Origin of the sequence: Pallidibacillus pasinlerensis (assembly GCF_009996845.1) — a bacterium.
Taxonomy (GTDB): domain Bacteria; phylum Bacillota; class Bacilli; order Bacillales; family Caldibacillaceae; genus Pallidibacillus; species Pallidibacillus pasinlerensis.
In genome coordinates, this window is the sequence record NZ_JAACYS010000005.1 from 22585 (window position 1) to 43816 (window position 21232).

Consider the following 21232-nt stretch of genomic DNA (forward strand, 5'->3'; position numbering starts at 1 on the left):
ATCGAGGATGCGTCTCGTTGACAAAATGAGAAAGTGTGAAGCGTAAAATGTCATCGAGGATGCGTCTCGATGCCAAAATGGGATAGATTGAAGCTCGAAATGTCATCGAGGATGCGTCTCGTTGACAAAATGAGAAAGTGTGCATCGTAAAATGTCATCGAGCGAGCGAATCGATGCCAAAATGGGATAGATTGAAGCTCGAAATGTCATCGAGGATGCGTCTCGATGCCAAAATGGGATAGATTGAAGCTCGAAATGTCATCGAGGATGCGTCTCGATGCCAAAATGGGATAGATTGAAGCTCGAAATGTCATCGAGGATGCGTCTCGTTGACAAAATGAGAAAGTGTGAAGCGTAAAATGTCATCGAGCGAGCGTCTCGATGCCAAAATGGGATAGATTGAAGCTCGAAATGTCATCGAGGATGCGTCTCGTTGACAAAATGAGAAAGTGTGAAGCGTAAAATGTCATCGAGGATGCGTTTCGATGCCAAAATGGGATAGAGTGAATCGCGAAATGTCATCGAGGATGCGTCTCGTTGACAAAATGAGAAAGTGTGCGTCGTAAAATGTCATCGAGCGAGCGTATCGATGCCAAAATGGGATAGATTGAAGCTCGAAATGTCATCGAGGATGCGTCTCGTTGACAAAATGAGAAAGTGTGCATCGTAAAATGTCATCGAGGATGCGTCTCATGGACAAAATCAAATAAATATGGGATTGAAATGACCTCGAGGAAGGATTTTTGCAGATAAACGACAAACTGAGGACAAAAAATAAAGAAGGCAAGGCATACGTATGCATCTGCAAACGTGTGCCTTGCCCGTATGAAGGGAAATTTTGTTACGGGTTGCATTGCTACTCGACTTACAGGTTTTCTAAGTCACCTAAAGCATTCAAGCTCATCATCCCCGTTTCGTCATAAATAATTATGAACTTTCGGTTGATGACCTCCGATTAACACCCCATTTTACTGGTAGTGTACTACTGAATGCTACTTATAAAACGAGTAAAGCATCTTTCGCAATCACCCCATTTAACTGTTTGGTGATTTCCCTTCGCTAATTATATTAACCAGCTTACAAAAAATCATACATACTTTTTTCGTGAATTTTTTAAAATTCCTTCTCGAATGTATTTTTGTTAAACTAGATGATGATTAAAGCAATATAAGCAGATTTGTTTGACAATCAACAAATATGTTCTTATATATTTTTAAATTAAAAAGGAGAGTGCCTATGCCTTTATTGGAAATTGAAAACCTCACTGGTGGCTATACGAAGAAAAATGTTTTAAAAGACATAAGTTTTTCTGTAGAAAAAGGAGAAATTGTTGCATTAATCGGTTTAAATGGTGCAGGAAAGAGTACTACGATTAAACATATTATCGGTTTAATGGAACCAAAGAAAGGACAAATTCGTATTAATGGTAGGACGATTCAAGAGAATCGTAATGAATACCGCAAGCAGTTTTCTTTTATTCCAGAATCTCCAGTACTTTATGATGAATTAACGTTGGAAGAACATTTACATTTAACTGCAATGGCTTATGGATTGAGCGAGAAGCAATTTAAAGTGCGCCTTGACATTTTATTAAAAGAATTCCGTATGCAAAAACGATTAAAATGGTTTCCTTCACATTTTTCAAAAGGGATGAAACAAAAAGTAATGATTATGTCAGCTTTTTTAGTAAAACCGGATTTATTCATTATTGATGAACCATTTGTTGGTCTTGATCCACTTGCCATCCAAAGCCTGCTAGATCTAATGAAAGAAGAACAAAAGAAAGGTGCGGCCATATTAATGTCGACCCATATTCTTGCGACAGCGGAAAAGTATTGCGACCGGTTTGTTATTTTACATAATGGTGAAATTAAGGCGCAAGGTTCGATGGACGAGCTTCGTCAGCAATTCCAATTGAAAAATGCGAGTCTCGATGAAATTTATATTCAATTAACAAAGGAAGACGCGTCCGATGAATAGTGTTAATTTATGGAAAAAAAGATCAAATGAACGGTTAAAAGAAATTTTACGATACGGTCGTTATATGTTTAATGACCACTTTATGTTAGTACTTCTTTTTGCTTTTGGAGCTGGCGCTTTTTATTATAAGGACTGGGTGGAGACGCTTGATGCTACTTTTCCGACGGCACCAATTTTTTCGATAGTTTTCGGTTTGCTTTTAACAACAGGAACGGTTATTACTTTTTTTAAAGAGCCTGACAAAGTATTTTTACTGCCAATTGAAACGGAGTTAAAGCCATATTTAGTTCGTTCCTTTATATTAACTTATATTTGGAAAGCGTACTGGGTGTTTATGGTTTTACTAGTAGCAGCACCAATTTATGTGAATACTATAGGAACAGGAAGGGAGTTTCTCTATTTTGCGGGTCTTACCTTTTTATTAAAAGGGATTAATTTATGGATTCGTTGGAGTTGCGAATTTGATTCAGACAAGGAAACGATTCTTTGGGATTCCCTTATCCGGATTCTATTAAATGGCGCGATCGTATTTCTGTTTATAAAAGGAAGTTATATCCTTTTTGTGACAAGTTTACTCATTTTTATCAGCTACGGTGTATATTACCACATACGAGCGAAAAAAAGTGGTTTGCCTTGGGAAAGACTAATTGAAAATGAAGAAAAACGAATGGTATTCTTTTACCAGTTAGCAAATTTATTTACTGATGTCCCTCATTTACGCAATCGTGTAAAACGAAGAAAATGGTTAGATGTATTTTTAGGAAGAATTACATTTACAAAACATCACACCTATACGTATTTGTATGTACGGACTTTTTTCCGTAGTGGGGATTATTTTGGTTTATTCATACGTCTTACAATAATTGGCGGCTTCCTTGTTTGGGGAATGGCAGGATCTTATATTGGCTATATAATCGCAGTGCTGTTCATTTATTTAACTGGTTTTCAATTGTTAAGTTTATGGAAGCATCATGAAGCGATAATTTGGACAGACCTATATCCTGTTGGTCAGGATGAAAAAAAGAAAGCTTTTCTAAAATTGCTAGTTAATATTTCTTTGATTCAAAATATTATTTTTACTGTTCTCTTTTTAACATCGATGGAATGGGTAAAAGGAATTGGATTGTTTGCGCTACTCGCAATTTTTAGTTATTGTTTCGTTTACTTATATTGTCAAAATCGTATAAAGAAGTGGGAAGAACAATATTTATAAAGTATAGTTCTAGCACCGTTGTGAGGTGAAGGATTTGAAGTATGAAGAAAAAGCTTATGATGAACTGTTAGATTGGCAAAGAAAATTACGGAGAAGAGGAAATAAGTTCGGTCGGTTATCGAAAAATGTTCAAAATAAAATGAATGGCATGATTCCTGAGAAGGTCCACAAAGCGTTGACGGAAGCCATTAAAGGAATGGTTCAAACGGTTTTAACGGGATCCAACCTTGTATTTAAAAATAACTTCCCTCAAATGTTTACGCTAGAGGAGAAGGAAACGAAAATAAGAGAACAGTTGGATATATATCGAAAAACGGCAACGGTAGAAGGGGCGGGGACCGGAGCGGGGGGATTGTTACTCGGTCTCGCTGATTTTCCACTTCTATTGTCAATTAAGTTGAAGTTTTTATACGATGTTGGGCGGATTTACCAATACGATTTAAAAAATTATGAAGAACGGATTTTTTTATTAATGGTATTTCAACTTGCCTTTTCAAGTGACGAAAAACGGATTGAAACTTTAAATATTATTGAAAATTGGGATGAAGAGAAGAAACGGTTTGTGGATTTAGATTGGCAGACGTTTCAACAGGAGTATAGGGATTATATTGATTTAGTGAAAATGCTTCAGTTAGTGCCTGGGATAGGTGCAGTTGTTGGGGCATATGCGAATTATAAATTGTTGGACCGGCTTGGTGAAACAGCGATTTACGCATACCGAATGCGGTATTTTAATCAATTGAATAATTTGAATGCTTATTAAAAAATGATTCAAGTGTCAGTGGCGGACGTTTTCCTAGAGGATGCTTTGAGCCTCCTCGCCTCGCAAGCTCGGCTCTGGGGTCTCAAGACTCACGCTTTTCCCGCTGGACTCTGAAAAAGCTTCACTGAATAAGCACCGCAGGAAAAATGCCTTGAATTTTTCCGAGTCGCCGCCACTTCCACATACTTATTTTTTCTGTTTTAGATGCATTAAGCCTCTAAACCTTCTTCTTTTTTCTTCTCTATAATATTATTTACCGACTTCATGATAGCGAACAGCAGCAGTGAACAATGTTTTTGCTGCAATGAGTAATGCTTTTTCGTTAAGATCAAATTTTGGATGATGGTGAGGGAATCTTGCTTCTTCTTTTTCTGGCATTGCCCCTGTAAAGAAGAACGTACCCGGTACATGTTGTAAATAATATGCAAAGTCCTCACCGCCCATACGAGGTTCAGCTTTGCGGACTTCTTCAACATCAGGTATATTTTTCGCAATTGTTGCGAGAAATTCTGTTTCTTCTTGATGGTTTACAAGCGGCGGGTAGCCTCGGAAATAATCGAATTCATATTCACAATCATTAGCTAAACAAACGCCGCTTACGATTTTTTTAATTTCTTTTTCAATATTGTTGCGTACATCTTCATCAAAGGTGCGCACAGTTCCGACTAATTCAGCTGTGTCGGCAATAACATTAAAGGCATTATCAGCAACGAACTTCCCGATAGAAACGACTGCTTCTTTAATTGGATTCACTCGTCTTGCTACTATTTGTTGTAAATGAACAACGAGTTGGCTTGCTGTTACGATGGAATCTTTTGTAAGATGTGGATATCCACCATGTCCACCTTTACCTTTAATTGTAATTGTAAATCGGTCAGCTGCAGCCATAACTGGTCCTGTGCGATATAAAACATGTCCAACTCGTTCCGTTGACCAAAAATGATTGCCGAAAATGACATCAACCCCATCTAAACAGCCATCTTCAATCATCGTAATGGCCCCACCTGGAGCATATTCCTCTGCATGTTGATGAATAAAAACATAAGTACCAGGAAGTTCATCTTTTAATTCATAAATTACTTTTGCAACATGAAGTAATGTCGATGTATGTCCATCGTGACCACAAGCGTGCATAATACCTGGAACTTTTGATTTATATGGAACATCCTTTTCATCTTGAATTGGAAGAGCATCGAAGTCTGCCCGTAAAGCAACGGTTTTACCAAATTTGCCACCTTTAATTCGTGCTACTACACCATTTCCACCAACATTTGTTCGAACTTCGACCCCTAGTTTTTCATAAAAATTGGCGATAAATTCGGCTGTTTTAAATTCTTTAAAAGAAAGTTCCGGATGTTGATGGAGATATCTGCGGACGTCAATCATATTGTCGTAATTCTGTTCAAGTAGTTGATATCCTTTTTCAATCATGTAATCCCCTCCCATTTTCCATTATTATATCGTAAAATTTACACAATTGTTTCTCTTTTTTAAATATAATGAGAAATGAATTATTAGCTCATTTTTTTAAAAAAAAATCAGTCTCGAGACCGATTGGAATTCAATCTATTTAGTGTTTAAAATTGGTCGTTAATCAAATACAATAGATGTAACAGAAGAAAGAAAGAAGGGTCAATATGAGAAGAAAAACGGCGACGCAACTTTTGTGGGCACTTTGTCTAATCGCAGTTGGAGTTATCTTATTATTAGTTAACTTAAACTTTATTTCTTTTGAACTAAAACGAATATATTTATTAGTTTATCCGTTTGTTCTTGCACTATATGGACTGTATTTATTTTTTAAATCTTTCTCATATCATTCATCAGGAAATTTGTTTTGGGGGTTATTTATAACGACCTTATCTGGATTTCTCATTGCCGACCGATTTAATATGATTGAATTTGGTTTTTGGGATTTTTGGAAGTTATGGCCAGTAATCTTTATTTTCATGGCGTTAAATATGCTCTTTTTTAAAAAAAAAATTATAGATATCGAAATCGATAGAAACTCCTATTGGATAGACGATGAAGAAGATGATGATGATTGGATTGAGACAGACAATCAAGGTGAGGACAAGAGGCAAGAGAAAAAGAAAGAAAGTCAAATTACGGTAGATATAGACATGGATCAAATTTTTAAGACAATCAATGAGAATATTTCCGATGAAGAAACTCGTGAAAAAGTGAAAAAACAGTTAGAAAAATATCAATCACGAAAAAAACACGGAAAAGTTAAGGTTAATTTTAGGCATGATGATTCGGAAAAATATATGAATTTTCATAAAGAAAATGGTAAAAAAAATAAAACGACCGATATTAATGTGTTCGGCTTATCGATTTCTGAAAAAGAGTTTAAAGATCCAAATTGGTTACTTGAGCCAATGAAATTAAGTTCGGTCATTGTAGATTATTATTTTGACTTTAGTAAAGCTTTTATTCCAGAAGGAACAACACCTGTAAATGTGAAAGGAAAAGTCGGACAAATTATTATGTTAATCCCTGAAGATTTACCGATTAAACTTCATGTGAAAAATTCAATCGGTAATGTATCAGTTTTTGGAAAAGACTTAACGAATACAGGTTCAGGCAGGACTTATACGTATGTTAGTCCAAATTATGAGGAAGCGACTCGGAAATTAAATTTAGATATAAAATTATCAATTGGATCAATTGAAATTGTCCAAGTGTAGGGGATTGATACAATGCGGAAAGGTAATGATTACACTTACATCATTATTAAAAATACTTTTTTAAGCTCGATTTTTATTACTGTTGTCTTTTTTATATTTTTTCAAACGTATATGTTGTTAATCCCTGACCACGGTTTGTCCATGAAGTTCGTTTTAATTTTAACAGGTGTTGTTTTTATCATTAGTTTAATGTGTGGTCTTTATTTTGGATATAACGCAATAAATAATATAAATAAACAATTTCGTATGCTTCTCCAATTTATATCCATGTTAAGAAGAGGGAATTTTACAGAACGGGTTCGTTCTAATGAAATGGGGATTTTGGGGGAAGAGTTGAATGAAATTGCGACTATATTAGAAGAACAGGTCCAAACGATACAGCGGATTGCGGATGAAAAAGCGGAATTGCATGAACAAGTTCATACGGCAGCTGTTATGGAAGAAAGACAGCGTTTGGCAAGAGAGCTACATGATTCCGTTAGTCAACAATTGTTTGCTTTAAGTATGATGGCATCGGCGACGATGAAGTTAATGGAGTCCAATCCAAAACATGCTAAAAATCAAATGGAACAAATTGCAGATATTGCAGCGAAAGCACAAGGTGAGATGCGGGCTTTGTTACTTCATTTACGACCGGTTGATTTGAGTGGTGAAAGTTTAAGTGACGGTGTTTTATCCTTATTAAAAGAGCTAAAAGCAAAAACAAATATAAATTTTGACGCCAGTGTCGATGAGATTGAAGGCTTATCAAAGTCGGTGGAAGAGCATTTATTCCGTATTATCCAAGAAAGTTTATCAAATATATTACGTCATGCTGATGCCGACTCTATTAAACTTGAATTAACTGAACGCGATCATTTTGTATATTTATATATACGAGACAATGGGAAAGGTTTTAATACGGAAGAGGAGAAAAAGGCATCGTACGGTTTAAAAAATATGCAAGAACGTTGTGAGGAAATCGGGGGGATTTTTACTTTACGGTCTCAAATAGGAAAGGGAACGTATATTGAGGTTCGTGTCCCGATTAGCCGCGTAGATTGATTAGATAAAAAGTGAGGGATTGTGATGGCGGATACGATTCGTGTTGTTGTCGTCGATGATCATGAAATGGTCCGTCGAGGACTGATTTCTTATTTACTTACAGAACCGAATATTGAAGTAGTAGGTGAAGCATCGTCAGGGAATAAAGGTGTGAAAGTTGTAAAGGAAACAAAACCTGACGTCGTATTAATGGATTTATTAATGGAAGATGGAAATGGGATTGATGCGACAAAGGATATTATGTCCTTTCTTCCAGAATGTAAAATTATCATTATTACAAGTTATTATGACGATGAACAAGTTTTTCCTGCTATTGAAGCGGGGGCCTTTAGTTATTTATTAAAAACAGCACGGGCCGATGAAGTAATAACTGCGATTCAGAAAGCGGTCCAAGGGGAGACAGTAATTGAACCGAAAGTAGCAAATAAAATGTTGAATCGGTTACGTCCAAAGGAAAAAATGCCCCATGATGATTTAACGGAACGGGAAATGGAAGTGTTATTGTGTATCGCAGAAGGGATGACGAATCAAGAGATTAGCCAAGAACTGTTTATCGGTATAAAAACAGTAAAAACCCATGTAAGTAATATATTGAGTAAATTAAATGTTCAAGACCGGACACAAGCGGCAATATATGCAAACCGGCATGGATTAGTGAAAAGTGAGCTGAAATAAATGATAAAGTTATGGTGGCGGTGGAGCTTGCGGAAAACATCCGCCACCGAACTCTTAAACTATTTTTCTTCCGCCTCATCTTTAATACCAATCGTATATTCTCGTATATATGATTGTCCTGCATACATCTTCGCTGGATTGAGTTCAATACTTTTTTCCCCACCTAAAGATTCCATAATTTTATCCGTTATTTTAGAACTTTCATAGGATAATCGATTTTCCCAACAAGTTATAATTAAATACGTATTGGATTGTAGAGGCCTGAGGGTTCGTGATGCTACAAATCCTGGGGATGTTTCTAAGTATTTCGGTCTATTTGTCATGCGATATTCAAATACTGGTCGAAAGTCATCGACTACAGGAATGTAATGAAAAACAGCAAATCCCTTTTCTGGAAAGTCTCCGGTTTTTTCAATAATTTCATACTTCCTAGGTGCCGAAAAGACCGTTTTTCTATCTGTCTCATGATAAAGTAAGGCGTGATCACGGTGAAGTAAAAATTTTAAGTTTTCATTAGCGAATTTTTTTAATAAAACAATCATAAAATTTCTTGTCCCTGTCGTTATATATGCATTAACCAACAACATCACCTCGATTATAGTGTTAAATGATGTATAATTATATATATATATTGTACAATAGATTCATATTTGTAGTTCATAGTAGTTTTAATTATAATTATTATAATAAGAGAATAATGATTATTTATTTCCAGCACAATTTTTAAGGGATTACACTTTTGCGGTACTTTTACAGTGATTACTAGAACTATTACGATTATAACGCATAAAATGGCAATTTTATGACATTTTCCGCATACGTATGTACATTATTACGTAAAAAAGATATATTTAATATATGCTTTTATTATAATAATTCTTTTCTCATAATTATTATTCTATAATCAATTAGTTTTTTTAATTGAGAATATACATAGTAAATCTCATGAAAGGTGGACAAACTTCCATGACGAAGGCTTTTAATGACACATTTTTGAAGGCAGCACGCGGTGAAAAAACGACTCATACACCGGTTTGGTATATGCGCCAAGCTGGACGATCGCAACCGGAATATCGAAAATTGAAAGAAAAATATTCTTTATTTGAAATTACACATCAACCAGAACTTTGTGCTTATGTAACTCGCTTACCAGTAGAACAATACAATGTTGATGCGGCAATTTTATACAAAGATATTATGACGCCACTACCTGCAATCGGTGTTGGCGTTGAGATTAAAGCAGGAATTGGTCCGGTTATCGATAATCCAATTCGTTCGCATCAAGATGTTGAACGTTTAGGGGAATTGAATCCAGAAGAAGATGTACCTTATGTGTTTGAAACAATTAAACTTTTAACGACTGAACAATTATCTGTTCCGTTAATCGGTTTTGCCGGTGCACCATTTACTTTAGCAAGTTATATGATTGAAGGTGGCCCATCAAAAAATTATCATAAAACGAAAGCTTTCATGCATGCTGAACCTGCTGCATGGCAATTACTAATGGATAAACTTGGCACAATGACAATTGATTATGTAAAAGCACAAATTCGTGCAGGAGCAAAGGCGGTCCAAATTTTTGACTCTTGGGTTGGTGCGTTAAATGTTGCCGATTACCGCAAATTTATTAAACCAACGATGGAACGTATCATTTCTTCAATAAAGGAAGAAAATGTGCCTGTTACATTGTTTGGGGTTGGCGCAAGTCATTTACTATTAGAGTGGAATGATTTACCTGTAGATGTTTTAGGACTTGATTGGCGCATGGAAATTAATGAAGCACGTAAACTAGGTATTACAAAAACATTGCAAGGAAATCTCGATCCATCATTATTATTAGCTCCTTGGGAATTAATTGAAAAACGTGCAACGGAAATTTTAGATCAAGGGTTAGCACAACCTAGTCATATATTTAATTTAGGGCATGGTGTGTTCCCAGAAGTAAACCCGGATACATTGAAACGACTTACAGCGTTTGTGCATGAATATACAAGTAAATAAAATACGGAAAAATTTAGTTTGAGGTGAAATTTTTAATGAGTAAAAAGAAAATAGGATTATTAGTTATGGCGTACGGTACACCGTATACAGAAGAAGATATTGAACCTTATTACACCCATATTCGTCATGGTCGACGTCCTGCAGATGAGCAACTTCAAGATTTGAAAGATCGCTATGCAGCAATTGGTGGGATTTCACCTTTAGCGGAAATTACTAGATCTCAAGCTAAAAAGCTAACAAATTGTCTTAATAAAGTTCAAAATAATTATGAGTTTGAACTGTTTATTGGTTTAAAACATATTCATCCTTTTATTGAAGATGCGGTAGAGGATATGAATAAAGCTGGTATTAAAGAAGCAGTCAGTATTGTTTTAGCGCCACATTATTCAACATTTAGTATTAAAAGTTATAATGAACGTGCCCAAAAAACAGCGGAAAAATACGGAATTGAAATCACATCCGTTGATCATTGGTATGACGAGCCGAAATTTATTGATTTCTGGGCAGACCAAATTCAAGCTGTATTTGAGAAAATGCCACAGGAAGATAAAGATAATGTTTGTGTTATCTTTTCTGCCCATAGTTTACCGGAAAAAATATTACAACATGGCGATCCGTATGCAGAACAATTATCTGAAACAGCAAAATTAATTGTTGAAAAAGCAGGCATTAAAGAATATGCAGTAGGCTGGCAAAGTGAGGGACAAACGCCTGAACCTTGGTTAGGGCCGGATGTTCAAGATTTAACGAGAGATTTATTTAATGAGAAAGGATATAAAGCTTTCGTTTATTGCCCAGTTGGATTTGTTGCGGATCATTTGGAAGTGTTATATGACAATGATGTTGAATGTCGTATCGTTTGTGAAGAAGTTGGCGCAAACTATTACCGTCCAGCTATGCCGAACGATGATGATGGTTTCATTAAAGTGTTAACAGAAGTTGTAATGAAAAAATTGAAATAATAAAAAAGCTGTCGTGAGGGAGAGGAATCCCTTTATGACAGCTTTTTTCTGTTACATGACATATTTTATTCCTTAAAAGAGGATGGTTTGATACTGGATTTTCTGTGGATGTAAGCAAAATCATGTATTATAACAAGTTTAATAAATTAAAGGACTTTTAGTTTGTTATTCATAAACGAATTATTTTAAATCCTTTAATCCAATGCAATGATGACAAACGTTTCCATAGCATTCAGCTTGCTCTTCGATTTGTTCACCACAATGTTGGCAATGTTTAGCTGGTAAATTTTTAAAGAACTCTACAATACTTTGAATCATTTTAACCCCCCTCTGTTTTGTAACATTTTTTTAAAACACCCATTTGTTCTATAACATATTGTATTACAACACATTTTATTTTGCAACCCCTGTTTTAAAACAAAAATAAAAAAGTATGAAAAGATGTTCACATTTAGTATAGTAATTTTAGAAAAGTTAAAATAAGTTAAAGGAGGTTATGTAATGAAATTAACGATTATCGGCCTGTGGGGAGCATATCCTAAGGTAAATGAGGCTAGCAGTGGTTATTTACTTGAACATAATGGTTTTAAATTATTAATTGACTGTGGTAGTGGTGTCTTATCAAAAATGCAAAACTATGTGCAACCAGAAGAATTGGATGCTGTACTAATAAGTCATTATCATACGGACCATGTTGCTGATATCGGTGTATTACAACACGCGTTATTAGTGAAAAGTTATCTTACAGATATTAAAAAAAGCCTGCCTATCTATGGTCATAATTTGGATGAAGAAGGATTTGCGCAATTATCGTATAAAGAATTTACAAAAGGAATTAGTTATAATCCGGATGAAACACTGCAGATTGGACCATTTACGATTCAATTTTTAAAAACAAAACATCCTGTACCATGCTTTGCTTTTCGTATTGAAGCAGACGGAAAATCCTTCGTTTTTACGGCGGATAGTGCGTATCAGCCTGAGTTTGTTGAGTTTTGTCAAGATGTGGATTTGCTTTTGTCGGAATGTAATTTTTATGGTAATATGAATGGGGAAAATGCCGGTCATATGACTAGTATAGAAGCTGGTAAACTTGCTCGTGAAGCGAATGTAAAACATCTCATTTTAACCCATCTTCCACAATATGGTGATTTACAACAATTGCTCAAAGAAGCAAGTGAAGAGTATTCCGGTCCAATTCATTTAGCAAAAATGGGAGATGTATGGAATATATAAGGAAATTTAGGAGGTATACATATGTTATACGTAGATAATAAGGGGATTAATGATCCGCGAATTAACCTTGCAATTGAAGAACATATTTTAAAAAACTTAGATATTAATGAATCTTATTTACTGTTTTACATAAACCAACCTTCCATTATTATTGGTCGAAATCAAAACACTGTTGAAGAAATTAATACAAAATATGTTGAAGAAAACGATATTATCGTTGTACGCCGTATGTCTGGTGGCGGTGCAGTATACCATGATTTAGAAAACTTAAACTATAGCTTCATTACGAAAGACGAAGGTAACAGTATTCAAGAAAACTTCAAAAAATTTACGCAACCCGTAATTAATGCACTACGTAATTTAGGTGCGAACGCGCAGTTAATGGGACGTAATGATATTGAAATTGATGGTAAAAAAGTTTCTGGTACCGCGCAATACGCAACAGGTGGAAGAATGTATACCCACGGTACATTAATGCTTAGTGTTGATTTAGATAGTGTTGGAAAAGCATTAAGACCGAAAAAAGAAAAAATTGAATCAAAAGGTGTTAAATCTGTTCGTTCCCGTGTAGGTAACATTAAAGATTATATCAACCAAGACATGACTGTAGAAGAATTTAAACAATATATCTTGAAGAGTGTATTCAAAGAGCAAGGTTTAGAAGTTCAAGAATATGTTTTAACAGAGGAAGATTGGAAACAAATTGAAGAAATTTCTAAAAATAAATATCAAACTTGGGACTGGAACTATGGTAAATCTCCAAAATCAAACATTTCAAACTCCCATCGTTTCCCAGTTGGTACGATTGATGTCCGTTTAAATGTGAACAGAGGTATTATTGAAGATGTGAAAATCTTTGGTGATTTCTTCGGTTGGGGAGATGTAGCGGATATTGAAAACAAACTAAAAGGTGTTCGTTACGAAAAAGCATCAATTGTAGAAGCGTTAAAAGATGTTGATATTCAACATTACTTCGGAAACATTGAAAAAGAAGATTTTATTAATTTAGTTTATTAATATTGATGAGTCTGCATATTTTTTATGCAGGCTTTTTTGTGCAGACGTAGTTTGTAAGGGGGATGTTAGGGAAATCGCTAATGAAACTTATTTTATCGCCAGTGAAATTAATTAAATCATTAGTAAATTAATCTAACATACCGGTTCCACCAATAACTAATGCGTGCTTCATCTTACTTTTGGTACACCGAACCCGTCCCCCTGTACCACTTACCCCTGTACCACTTACCCCTGTACCACTTAAATCATTAGTGAAATTTGTTATATCGATAGTGAAACTCGATTTATCATTAGTGATGCTTCATTTATCCACAATAAAGGGGCAGATATGAGCAGTGAGATCTCTTTTATCCGTAGCATCATGCTCGAAATCCGTAGTAAGCTTCAGTATATCCGTAGTATTGGGTCGAAAATCCGTAGTAAGTTTCAATTTATCAGTAGTAACGCTCTTAATATCCGTAGCAAATCTCCATATAGCCTTAGTTACCCAGCTCCATATCTACAGTAAATCCCTGTTTATCCAAATTTAACCCCACGCAACGAATGTTTTTTAAAATTCAAAATGAAAAATTAATACTTTACCCATTTAAAAAGTGAAAGGATTCTATTAAAATGGGAATTATACATAAATTTGTAAATTTGACAAAATGAAAAGGAGGAAGTGTTCTTGCAAACGAGTAGTGTCATTGAAAAGCCAGTTAGTCAGTTTAAGCAAGGGTTAAATGGCGGGTTATCGATTGCTATTGGATATATGCCGGTTGCGATTACATATGGATTTTTAGCTAAAGCAACGGGATTATCTTTATTTGAAACGGTGTTAATGAGTTTGATAGTTTATGCAGGGGCTTCCCAATATATGGCGCTTGATATGATTGCAAAATCAATTGGGGTGTTTGAAGTTATATTTACTACGTTTATTGTTAATATTCGCCATATGTTAATGTCAGCATCATTAAATGAAAAGGTTGTAAAGGAGCGGCCGTGGAAAAAAGGGATTTACGCCTTTGGGATAACGGATGAAACATTCTCAGTTGCAGCTGTTCAAAAGGAAAAGCTAACGACAGGTTACATGTTCGGTTTAACGTTGATTGCCTATAGTAGTTGGGTATGCTTTTCTGGGGTAGGTTATATAATTGGTTCTGGATTACCAGCGGTGTTCCAAGAGGGGATGTCAATCGCTTTATATGCGATGTTTATCGGACTGCTTGTTCCTTCAATGAAAGGAAGTTTAAAAGTCGTCTTCTTAGCTTTAATTGCTGCTGTATTTAATAGTTTCTTTGTTTTATTTGAATTATTATCGACGGGTTGGGCAATCGTTTGTTCAACGCTTATTTCTGCAATTTTAATTGAGAGCATTGAAGTCATCCGAAACAAGACGGGAGGGAATAGTAATGGTTAGTTCAGTAGTTTGGATGATTGTAGGGATGGGGATTGTTACCTATCTTCCACGTATGATTCCCCTTGTCTTTTTAGAAAAACTAAAATTACCGTCTTTTTTACAAGGTGTTTTAAAAAATGTTCCTTACGCTATTTTAGGCGCGTTAATTTTTCCGGGAGTTCTATTTATCCAGGAGGAACTTTGGTACGGTTGTTTAGGTGCTGTTGTTGCCTTTCTCATCGCTTATACGGGTGTTAATGTCATCTTTGTCGTAATCGGTTCTATTCTCGTTCTGACAGGAGTATCCATTTATTTTTAAAAAATAAATTCGGAATCCCTTGCATAATGTATTAATAGCTTGTTTACATTTTCGGAATGGGGGAGTTATTTGAGAAGGAAACTGCTTTTATCTTTCATTGTTGGCTATGTAATCTTTATCGCGTTTATTTATTTTTACTTATTTTATTTCGACACCGGAGCGATACCTGCCGAATTTAAAGGATCGAGTGTTGACCCAGAAACGTTTTTAACAGCCGAAGAACTTGTCAAATCAGAAGAGTATTCAAAAATCCGGAACTTCCTATTTTTTCTTGAAGTACCGTTAGAATGGTTGTTTTACTTACTTCTTTTGTTCTTTGGTATAGGTAAATTATTTGAAAAATGGGCAGAACAAACAACAAGAATGAAATTCGTACATAATGCATTGTTTACTTTCTGTTTATCATTCTTGTCATTTGTGTTCTTTTATCCGCTTAAATTTTTACGCTATTCGTTGTCAAAAAAATATGGGATTTCAACACAAAGTTTCCACGATTGGATGCGCGACCTATTAATCAACTTTTGGCTAGATTGGCTCTTATTATTTATTGTAGTATCGGCACTGTATTGGTTAATAAGGAAAAGTGAAAAGCGTTGGTGGTTGTATACTTGGTTTTTAGCCATTCCGTTTGCAGTATTTTTAATGTTCATTCAACCAGTCATCATCGATCCGTTATTTAATGACTTTTATGAAATAAAAAATAAGGAACTGGAAGAGCGGATATTGATGCTTGCAGATACGGCAGGAATTCCATCAGAACATGTATATGAAGTGAATATGTCGGAAAAGACGAATGCATTAAACGCCTATGTGACCGGTATTGGTACGAATTCACGGATTGTATTGTATGATACAACTTTGGAAAGGTTAAGTGAAGATGAAATAGTATTTATTATGGCCCATGAGATGGCTCATTATGTGGAGAAACATATTTATTTCGGTATGGCAGGGTATCTCGTATTATTACTCGGGTTAATGTTTATTATTGCAAAATTAGCTAATAAAATTGTGAATAAATATGGTCGACTACTGAATGTTTCATCAATGAAAAAGCTTTCGTCTTTTCCACTCATTTTATTAATCGTTTCTGTACTGACATTTGCGACAAGTCCAATCTCCAATGCCGTTTCAAGGCATATAGAAATGCGTGCGGATATCTATGCGTTACAATTAACGAATGATCAAGAAGCTGCTGTTTCAACATTTCAAAAGCTTTCCCAAGTTAGTTTAAGCCAAGTAAATCCGCCTATTTTAGTGAAGTGGTTTCGGTATGGGCATCCGACAATGTTGGAAAGGATACAAAGGGCTGAACAGTTTAGAGATTAGAGTAACTATATATGGAGGATTGAAAGTTAGAAGTACTGTAGGTAAAACTTGTAGAAGAGATACTTTCATTGCCCGTCAATTATTGATGGGCTTTTTTATTGCTCGACTCAGAAAAAAACTGCTAAGCAGCAGTTATCTATAGAAACTTAAGCATTTAGTTGCTGTTCTACTTCGTTTAATTTCTGCGATAAATCCATAAAAGATTCTTTATCATTTTGATCAATGGCCTGATCAATTTCATCTTTTAGCTTTTTACGTTTTTCCATCAGCAATGCTTCTTGAATCAAAAGATCAATATAAATGGATTGAACGAATTTTTCTTGTTTGTTGGCTCTTGCATATGCTTTTGTTAACTCTGCGTAAGAATTATCTTTTTTCAAAAGTTTTACCCCCTTCCAATTGGATTCACCTGACACCCGCGACCTAGAAAATATTTATTAATATTATATTAGCAATTAACGAAAAACTCAACTAAATCATCCTAATATTCTGAAAAACTTTTGTTGCGATTTTTGAATTGAAAATTAAGAAAAAACTTTCCAGGTAAAATAGTGACAATAATCAGATTCTTTGTTATACTTAGGTCGTAAGTCATATTTTGTAGAAAAATAGAAAGAGAGGGTGAAATTTGTCGGAAATGAACAATAAAGTAATTGAAGAAATCGACTTCGATCCACTAGTCATGGCAGTTATACCGATCAAGTACGGTAGTAAAATTTTTTCCAAAATATTAAAAATGGACAATGAACATATTTTTCCTTTGCGACCATTGGAAGTAATTAAGAGGAGTTGTCAATATTACGCATCTAGTTTTAATGGCAGAAAAGAAGGAACGAAAAAATTAATCGGTGTTACACATAAGCCACCGATAGTTATTGATCCGGTTCAATCGATTTATGTTTTTCCGACTGCATCGCCAAATCAACCTCACTGTATATGGATTTCACATGAGCATGTGTTTGATTATTATAAAGACAATAATGATAATACACGTACGAGAGTTATATTTCGAAATAATCAGGAAATCGTTGTACCAATTTCTATTCATTCTTTTGAAAACCAAATGTTACGAACAGCTTTGTTACGGACTAAAATTGATCAAAGATCTGCGCCGGAAAGGTGGAATAAACAGAAAATAATCGAAACCTCCTATAGAGGGGCGGAGGCTATGGAACCATATACACCATATGAAGTTAATTACGATATGTCGTTATTATCTATGGAATCTTTTTCAAAACGTTTAAATAAATAAAAGGCTAATAAATCCTCAACATAGTTTCTAAGCCTCGGATTAAAGTAGCTATGATACTCCTCATATCCCTTATACAAAAAAAGAAAGGTTGTGAATGTCTCGTCCCTTTTTACTTCTTGGACTTTCATACCTTGCCTTTTTAATTCCCTTTTTACTTCATATAATTTTTTGTGAACATCGGTAAGTGTTTTTTCAATTAATGTTTTATATGGTCGTTTTAATTTAAAGGGACTGTTTTCTACAACTTGTAAGTCTAGTTCTAAGACTTTAATAAGCATCGGATAATAAATGGCCATTTCCAACAAATCTCTATTTTTAGGTGGGATTCTTGTCATTTGCAAAACCTCCAAAATACCGAACCTACGTTCTGTATTTTATATTATATGATTTTATTAAAAAAATCAATCTGAATTAAATGAAGGAAAAAAGATAGTATTTGTCGAAATGTGTAACTACATAAAAATGTTGGAGTGGAGGAGAAATATGAATCGAGTAATACAAGCGAAAGATTTATTTGAATTAAAATCTGTGGCGGATCCACGTTTGTCGCCTAGTGGAGATAAAGTTGCCTATGTTGAAACAAAAATAAGTAAAGATGAAAATGAATATATTTCAAATATTTTTGTCTTAGATTTGCAAACCAATAAAACCCATCAATGGACTTTTGGAAATTATCGAAATCATTCACCAAGATGGTCACCGGATGGAAATCAATTGGCTTTCGTTTCAAACCGCGCAGAAGGTAATCAAATTTTTATACTCGATTTAACAGGTGGGGAAGCTCGCCAACTAACAAATATAAATAACGATGCAGAAAATCCGGTTTGGTCGCCTGATGGAAAGAAAGTTGCCTTTACAATCCAATTAAAAGAGAATGAACAACCTAGTCAAGATGAGAAAAATGCAAGAAAAGAAATGCCAGAGCCGTTAGAAATAGAGAAAATGCAATATAAAATGGATGGTATCGGCTTCTTCCGAGGGAAATATCGTCAAATCGGGGTTGTTGATGTAGAAAGTGAAGAACTGGAAATTTTAACGGAAGGGCCTGTTCATAAAAATTTACAAGGTTTCACGACAGATAGTAAGTTTATTATATATAGTGCGGATTACTCAGAGAATACGGATTTTTCCTTCCTGCAAGACATATATTTATTAAATCTTGATACTAATGAAAAAGTAAACATAACAAATGGAAAAGGGATTTACTATCACGCATCAGGATCTCCTGATGGCAAGTATATCGCCTGTGTTGGACACGAACGAGAATTTGAAAATGCTACACTTAATAAAATATATTTATACAATGTTGAAACAAAAGAGTTTACGAACTTATCGACGGAATGGGACATCCATGTAGGTGATGTTGTAGCCGCTGATTTTATACAAGGTGTTGTATCACCAGGAGTAATCTGGTCCCAGGATAGTTCAGGCTTTTATTTTACTGCATCCTATTTAGGAAATGTAAATGTTTATTACTCAGATTTACAGGGGAAATTGCAGCAAATTACAGAAGAAACTGGTCATATACATGGTCTAACGATGGCTGATGATAAAGCGATTGCTGCAATTTCATACCCGACAGAACCGTGCGATCTATATGAAGTGAACTTAAAAGAACGTTCAGTTCAACGATTAACAAGTTTAAACAAAGAAATGTTAGAGAATATACAACTATCAGAGCCAGAAAGTTTTGTGTTTAAACATGGTAATACGTATATCCATGGCTGGTTAATGAAACCGACGAACTTTGACGAAAATAAAAAATATCCGTTAATTTTAGAAATTCATGGTGGACCACATACGATGTATGCGAATACGTATTTCCATGAATTTCAAATGTTGGCGGCTTCGGGATTTGCTATTCTTTATACGAATCCAAGAGGGAGCCATGGATATGGTCAATCCTTTGTTGATGCAGTACGAGGGAATTACGGAAAGAGTGATTATGAAGATGTAATGGCAGCTGTTGATTATGCGATAGAAAATTACGACTTTATCGATACAAATCGACTTGGTGTAACAGGTGGCAGTTATGGTGGATTTATGACGAACTGGATTATCGGGCATACCGATCGATTTAAAGCAGCAGTAACTCAACGGTCCATTTCGAACTGGGTTAGTTTTTACGGTTGCAGTGATATTGGTTATTATTTTACAGAATGGCAACATCAATTGGATGATGATATTGAAGGATTATGGAAGATTTCGCCACTCGCCTATGTAAATAACGTGAAAACCCCACTATTAATTTTGCATAGTGAAGAAGACTTACGCTGTCCGATTGAACAAGCAGAACAATTATTTATTGCTTTAAAACATCGAGGAAAGGAAACGAAATTTATTCGCTTCCCGAAATCGAACCATGAATTGTCAAGAAGTGGAATTCCAAACTTACGGGTGAAACGTTTGGAATATATAAATGATTGGTTTAAACAATATCTTCTTTAAAAAACAAGCTAGAAGCAATTGCCACTTTCTAAATGTGGTAATTTGCTCTAGCTTTGTTTATATAATAATGACCAATAAAATGTTTTCTTACTTAAGCTCGTTCTGTTTGCGTAGGAAAATAATATAATTTTTTAGGAGTAGGAATTTTAAATATACAAATTATTTATGTTATAATTTGTATTATTATATTTGATTCGGAAATTTCCAGGAAATAGCGAGTTCGTTAAAAAGTTTTAGCAGCCACGAATTGATATTAAAGGGAGATTAGTATGGACTTTTCAAGTTTTAAAGCGTTTTTTACAGAAGAAAATTTAATGGAATTATTAGAAGGTTATCGTTCCTTTGGAATATTACCAGGGATATTACTGCCGATGATCGAAGCCTTTTTACCTTTTTTACCTTTAATTGTTTTTGTAACCGTAAATGCGAACGCTTTCGGTTTAGGGATTGGGTTTTTAGTATCATGGCTAGGAGCAGTTATTGGTGCGATGCTTGTTTTTTATGTCGTTCGTAAATTCGGTCAAAAACGATTCATGGCCTTCGTTAGTGAACATAAACGGGTAAAAAAATTAGTTGATTGGGTAGATCGCCGCGGATTCGGTCCTCTGTTTTTAATTCTTTGTTTTCCCTTTACGCCATCGGCCGTTGTCAATATCGTTGCAGGTTTATCAAAAATATCGATTTATCAATATGGATTAGCCGTTACAACAGGTAAAATGGTGATGATTTTTGTTGTCAGTTATATCGGTCATGATATTCCAGCGCTTATACATAACCCGATGAGAACGCTAATGGTAATCGTGTTAATTGTTATTCTTTGGTATGTCGGAAAAAGGGTGGAAATTTATATTAACAAAAAAGTTGAGTCGGATACTCCCGTAAAAGAAAAAATGAGAGAGTAAAGAAAAAGTGCTTTTCAATTTTATAT

General features: G+C 34.9%; 21 protein-coding genes. 16 read left to right on the forward strand and 5 right to left on the reverse strand.

Annotated features, from left to right (window positions below; translation table 11 throughout):
• Window positions 1–1236 precede the first annotated feature (1236 nt).
• Genes GW534_RS01985 through GW534_RS01995 form a run of 3 tightly spaced genes read left to right on the forward strand, consistent with a single transcriptional unit; the run spans window position 1237 to window position 3956 of the window.
• The gene (locus GW534_RS01985; RefSeq protein WP_161919383.1) at window positions 1237–1980 is read left to right on the forward strand and encodes an ABC transporter ATP-binding protein; all 744 of its coding nucleotides are present in this window, start codon (window positions 1237–1239) and stop codon (window positions 1978–1980) included.
• Window positions 1973–3193: an ABC transporter permease gene (locus tag GW534_RS01990; protein ID WP_161919384.1), complete on the forward strand. Its 1221-nt coding sequence runs from the start codon at window positions 1973–1975 to the stop codon at window positions 3191–3193. Before GW534_RS01985 ends, GW534_RS01990 begins: the two co-directional genes overlap by 8 nt.
• A gap of 34 nt (window positions 3194–3227) precedes the next feature.
• Window positions 3228–3956 (forward strand): EcsC family protein, encoded by a 729-nt coding sequence (locus GW534_RS01995; RefSeq protein ID WP_161919385.1) that lies wholly within the window; start codon window positions 3228–3230, stop codon window positions 3954–3956.
• Between the two features lie 249 nt (window positions 3957–4205).
• Here the strand turns inward: GW534_RS01995 and GW534_RS02000 are convergent, their stop codons facing one another.
• Window positions 4206–5387 carry a M20 family metallopeptidase gene (locus GW534_RS02000; protein ID WP_161919386.1) on the reverse strand — a complete coding sequence of 394 codons (1182 nt, stop codon included), beginning with the start codon at window positions 5385–5387 and terminating at the stop codon, window positions 4206–4208.
• A gap of 206 nt (window positions 5388–5593) precedes the next feature.
• Here GW534_RS02000 and liaF point away from each other — a divergent pair, with 206 nt between their 5' ends.
• From liaF to GW534_RS02015, 3 genes are read left to right on the forward strand one after another with little or no spacing between them, the layout of a single operon-like run.
• Entirely contained in the window at window positions 5594–6646 is a 1053-nt protein-coding gene (gene liaF / locus GW534_RS02005) for a cell wall-active antibiotics response protein LiaF (RefSeq protein ID WP_161919387.1), read from the forward strand.
• A 12-nt stretch (window positions 6647–6658) separates the two neighbouring features.
• A complete protein-coding gene (locus GW534_RS02010; protein WP_161919388.1) occupies window positions 6659–7690 on the forward strand; it encodes a sensor histidine kinase in 1032 nt (343 codons plus the stop codon).
• Between the two features lie 24 nt (window positions 7691–7714).
• Complete coding sequence (locus GW534_RS02015; protein ID WP_161919389.1) at window positions 7715–8365, forward strand: response regulator transcription factor; 651 nt, start codon at window positions 7715–7717, stop codon at window positions 8363–8365.
• 59 nt (window positions 8366–8424) lie between these two features.
• Here GW534_RS02015 and GW534_RS02020 read toward each other — a convergent pair whose 3' ends face one another.
• The gene (locus GW534_RS02020) at window positions 8425–8946 is read right to left on the reverse strand and encodes an antibiotic biosynthesis monooxygenase family protein (RefSeq protein WP_161919390.1); all 522 of its coding nucleotides are present in this window, start codon (window positions 8944–8946) and stop codon (window positions 8425–8427) included.
• A 385-nt stretch (window positions 8947–9331) separates the two neighbouring features.
• On the opposite strand from GW534_RS02020, the gene hemE reads away from it, so the two are divergent.
• Complete coding sequence (gene hemE / locus GW534_RS02025; RefSeq protein ID WP_161919391.1) at window positions 9332–10366, forward strand: uroporphyrinogen decarboxylase; 1035 nt, start codon at window positions 9332–9334, stop codon at window positions 10364–10366.
• A gap of 35 nt (window positions 10367–10401) precedes the next feature.
• The gene (hemH, locus tag GW534_RS02030) at window positions 10402–11328 is read left to right on the forward strand and encodes a ferrochelatase (RefSeq protein WP_161919392.1); all 927 of its coding nucleotides are present in this window, start codon (window positions 10402–10404) and stop codon (window positions 11326–11328) included.
• Window positions 11329–11508: 180 nt separating this feature from the next.
• On the opposite strand, the gene yhfH is transcribed toward hemH, so the two are convergent.
• On the reverse strand, window positions 11509–11646 hold the full coding sequence (yhfH, locus tag GW534_RS02035; protein WP_161919393.1) for a protein YhfH: 138 nt from the start codon (window positions 11644–11646) through the stop codon (window positions 11509–11511).
• Between the two features lie 183 nt (window positions 11647–11829).
• On the opposite strand from yhfH, the gene GW534_RS02040 reads away from it, so the two are divergent.
• The 5 genes from GW534_RS02040 (at window position 11830) to GW534_RS02060 (ending at window position 16604) form a co-directional block, all read left to right on the forward strand.
• Window positions 11830–12564, forward strand: coding sequence for an MBL fold metallo-hydrolase (locus GW534_RS02040; protein ID WP_161919394.1), 735 nt, complete (start codon window positions 11830–11832; stop codon window positions 12562–12564).
• 21 nt (window positions 12565–12585) lie between these two features.
• Window positions 12586–13581 (forward strand): lipoate--protein ligase, encoded by a 996-nt coding sequence (locus GW534_RS02045; protein ID WP_161919395.1) that lies wholly within the window; start codon window positions 12586–12588, stop codon window positions 13579–13581.
• Window positions 13582–14248: 667 nt separating this feature from the next.
• Complete coding sequence (locus tag GW534_RS02050) at window positions 14249–14980, forward strand: AzlC family ABC transporter permease (protein WP_246203854.1); 732 nt, start codon at window positions 14249–14251, stop codon at window positions 14978–14980.
• The gene (locus GW534_RS02055) at window positions 14973–15278 is read left to right on the forward strand and encodes an AzlD domain-containing protein (RefSeq protein ID WP_161919396.1); all 306 of its coding nucleotides are present in this window, start codon (window positions 14973–14975) and stop codon (window positions 15276–15278) included. The genes GW534_RS02050 and GW534_RS02055 overlap by 8 nt, the downstream gene beginning before the upstream one ends.
• Window positions 15279–15347: 69 nt before the next feature.
• Entirely contained in the window at window positions 15348–16604 is a 1257-nt protein-coding gene (locus tag GW534_RS02060; RefSeq protein ID WP_161919397.1) for a M48 family metallopeptidase, read from the forward strand.
• Between the two features lie 146 nt (window positions 16605–16750).
• Here the strand turns inward: GW534_RS02060 and GW534_RS02065 are convergent, their stop codons facing one another.
• Window positions 16751–16984: an IDEAL domain-containing protein gene (locus GW534_RS02065; protein ID WP_161919398.1), complete on the reverse strand. Its 234-nt coding sequence runs from the start codon at window positions 16982–16984 to the stop codon at window positions 16751–16753.
• A gap of 257 nt (window positions 16985–17241) precedes the next feature.
• On the opposite strand from GW534_RS02065, the gene GW534_RS02070 reads away from it, so the two are divergent.
• Window positions 17242–17856 carry a competence protein ComK gene (locus tag GW534_RS02070; protein ID WP_161919399.1) on the forward strand — a complete coding sequence of 205 codons (615 nt, stop codon included), beginning with the start codon at window positions 17242–17244 and terminating at the stop codon, window positions 17854–17856.
• On the opposite strand, the gene GW534_RS02075 is transcribed toward GW534_RS02070, so the two are convergent.
• Window positions 17802–18191, reverse strand: a complete 390-nt coding sequence (locus tag GW534_RS02075) for a hypothetical protein (protein ID WP_161919400.1) — start codon at window positions 18189–18191, stop codon at window positions 17802–17804. The two genes, GW534_RS02070 and GW534_RS02075, sit on opposite strands and share 55 nt — an antisense overlap.
• Before the next feature lie 148 nt (window positions 18192–18339).
• On the opposite strand from GW534_RS02075, the gene GW534_RS02080 reads away from it, so the two are divergent.
• The gene (locus tag GW534_RS02080; RefSeq protein ID WP_246203856.1) at window positions 18340–20304 is read left to right on the forward strand and encodes a S9 family peptidase; all 1965 of its coding nucleotides are present in this window, start codon (window positions 18340–18342) and stop codon (window positions 20302–20304) included.
• 269 nt (window positions 20305–20573) lie between these two features.
• Window positions 20574–21206, forward strand: a complete 633-nt coding sequence (locus GW534_RS02085) for a TVP38/TMEM64 family protein (RefSeq protein ID WP_161919402.1) — start codon at window positions 20574–20576, stop codon at window positions 21204–21206.
• Window positions 21207–21232: the final 26 nt, after the last annotated feature.

Coding starts and splice junctions, on each gene's coding strand:
- GW534_RS02075 (WP_161919400.1), bottom strand. CDS start 18,191: ATGACAAGAATCCCACCTAAAAATAGAGATTTGTTGGAAATGGCCATT.
- yhfH (WP_161919393.1), bottom strand. CDS start 11,646: ATGATTCAAAGTATTGTAGAGTTCTTTAAAAATTTACCAGCTAAACAT.
- GW534_RS02045 (WP_161919395.1), top strand. CDS start 12,586: ATGTTATACGTAGATAATAAGGGGATTAATGATCCGCGAATTAACCTT.
- GW534_RS02080 (WP_246203856.1), top strand. CDS start 18,340: ATGAATCGAGTAATACAAGCGAAAGATTTATTTGAATTAAAATCTGTG.
- GW534_RS02015 (WP_161919389.1), top strand. CDS start 7,715: ATGGCGGATACGATTCGTGTTGTTGTCGTCGATGATCATGAAATGGTC.
- GW534_RS02010 (WP_161919388.1), top strand. CDS start 6,659: ATGCGGAAAGGTAATGATTACACTTACATCATTATTAAAAATACTTTT.
- GW534_RS01985 (WP_161919383.1), top strand. CDS start 1,237: ATGCCTTTATTGGAAATTGAAAACCTCACTGGTGGCTATACGAAGAAA.
- GW534_RS02085 (WP_161919402.1), top strand. CDS start 20,574: ATGGACTTTTCAAGTTTTAAAGCGTTTTTTACAGAAGAAAATTTAATG.
- GW534_RS01990 (WP_161919384.1), top strand. CDS start 1,973: ATGAATAGTGTTAATTTATGGAAAAAAAGATCAAATGAACGGTTAAAA.
- GW534_RS02055 (WP_161919396.1), top strand. CDS start 14,973: ATGGTTAGTTCAGTAGTTTGGATGATTGTAGGGATGGGGATTGTTACC.
- hemH (WP_161919392.1), top strand. CDS start 10,402: ATGAGTAAAAAGAAAATAGGATTATTAGTTATGGCGTACGGTACACCG.
- hemE (WP_161919391.1), top strand. CDS start 9,332: ATGACGAAGGCTTTTAATGACACATTTTTGAAGGCAGCACGCGGTGAA.
- GW534_RS02000 (WP_161919386.1), bottom strand. CDS start 5,387: ATGATTGAAAAAGGATATCAACTACTTGAACAGAATTACGACAATATG.
- GW534_RS02070 (WP_161919399.1), top strand. CDS start 17,242: ATGAACAATAAAGTAATTGAAGAAATCGACTTCGATCCACTAGTCATG.
- liaF (WP_161919387.1), top strand. CDS start 5,594: ATGAGAAGAAAAACGGCGACGCAACTTTTGTGGGCACTTTGTCTAATC.
- GW534_RS02040 (WP_161919394.1), top strand. CDS start 11,830: ATGAAATTAACGATTATCGGCCTGTGGGGAGCATATCCTAAGGTAAAT.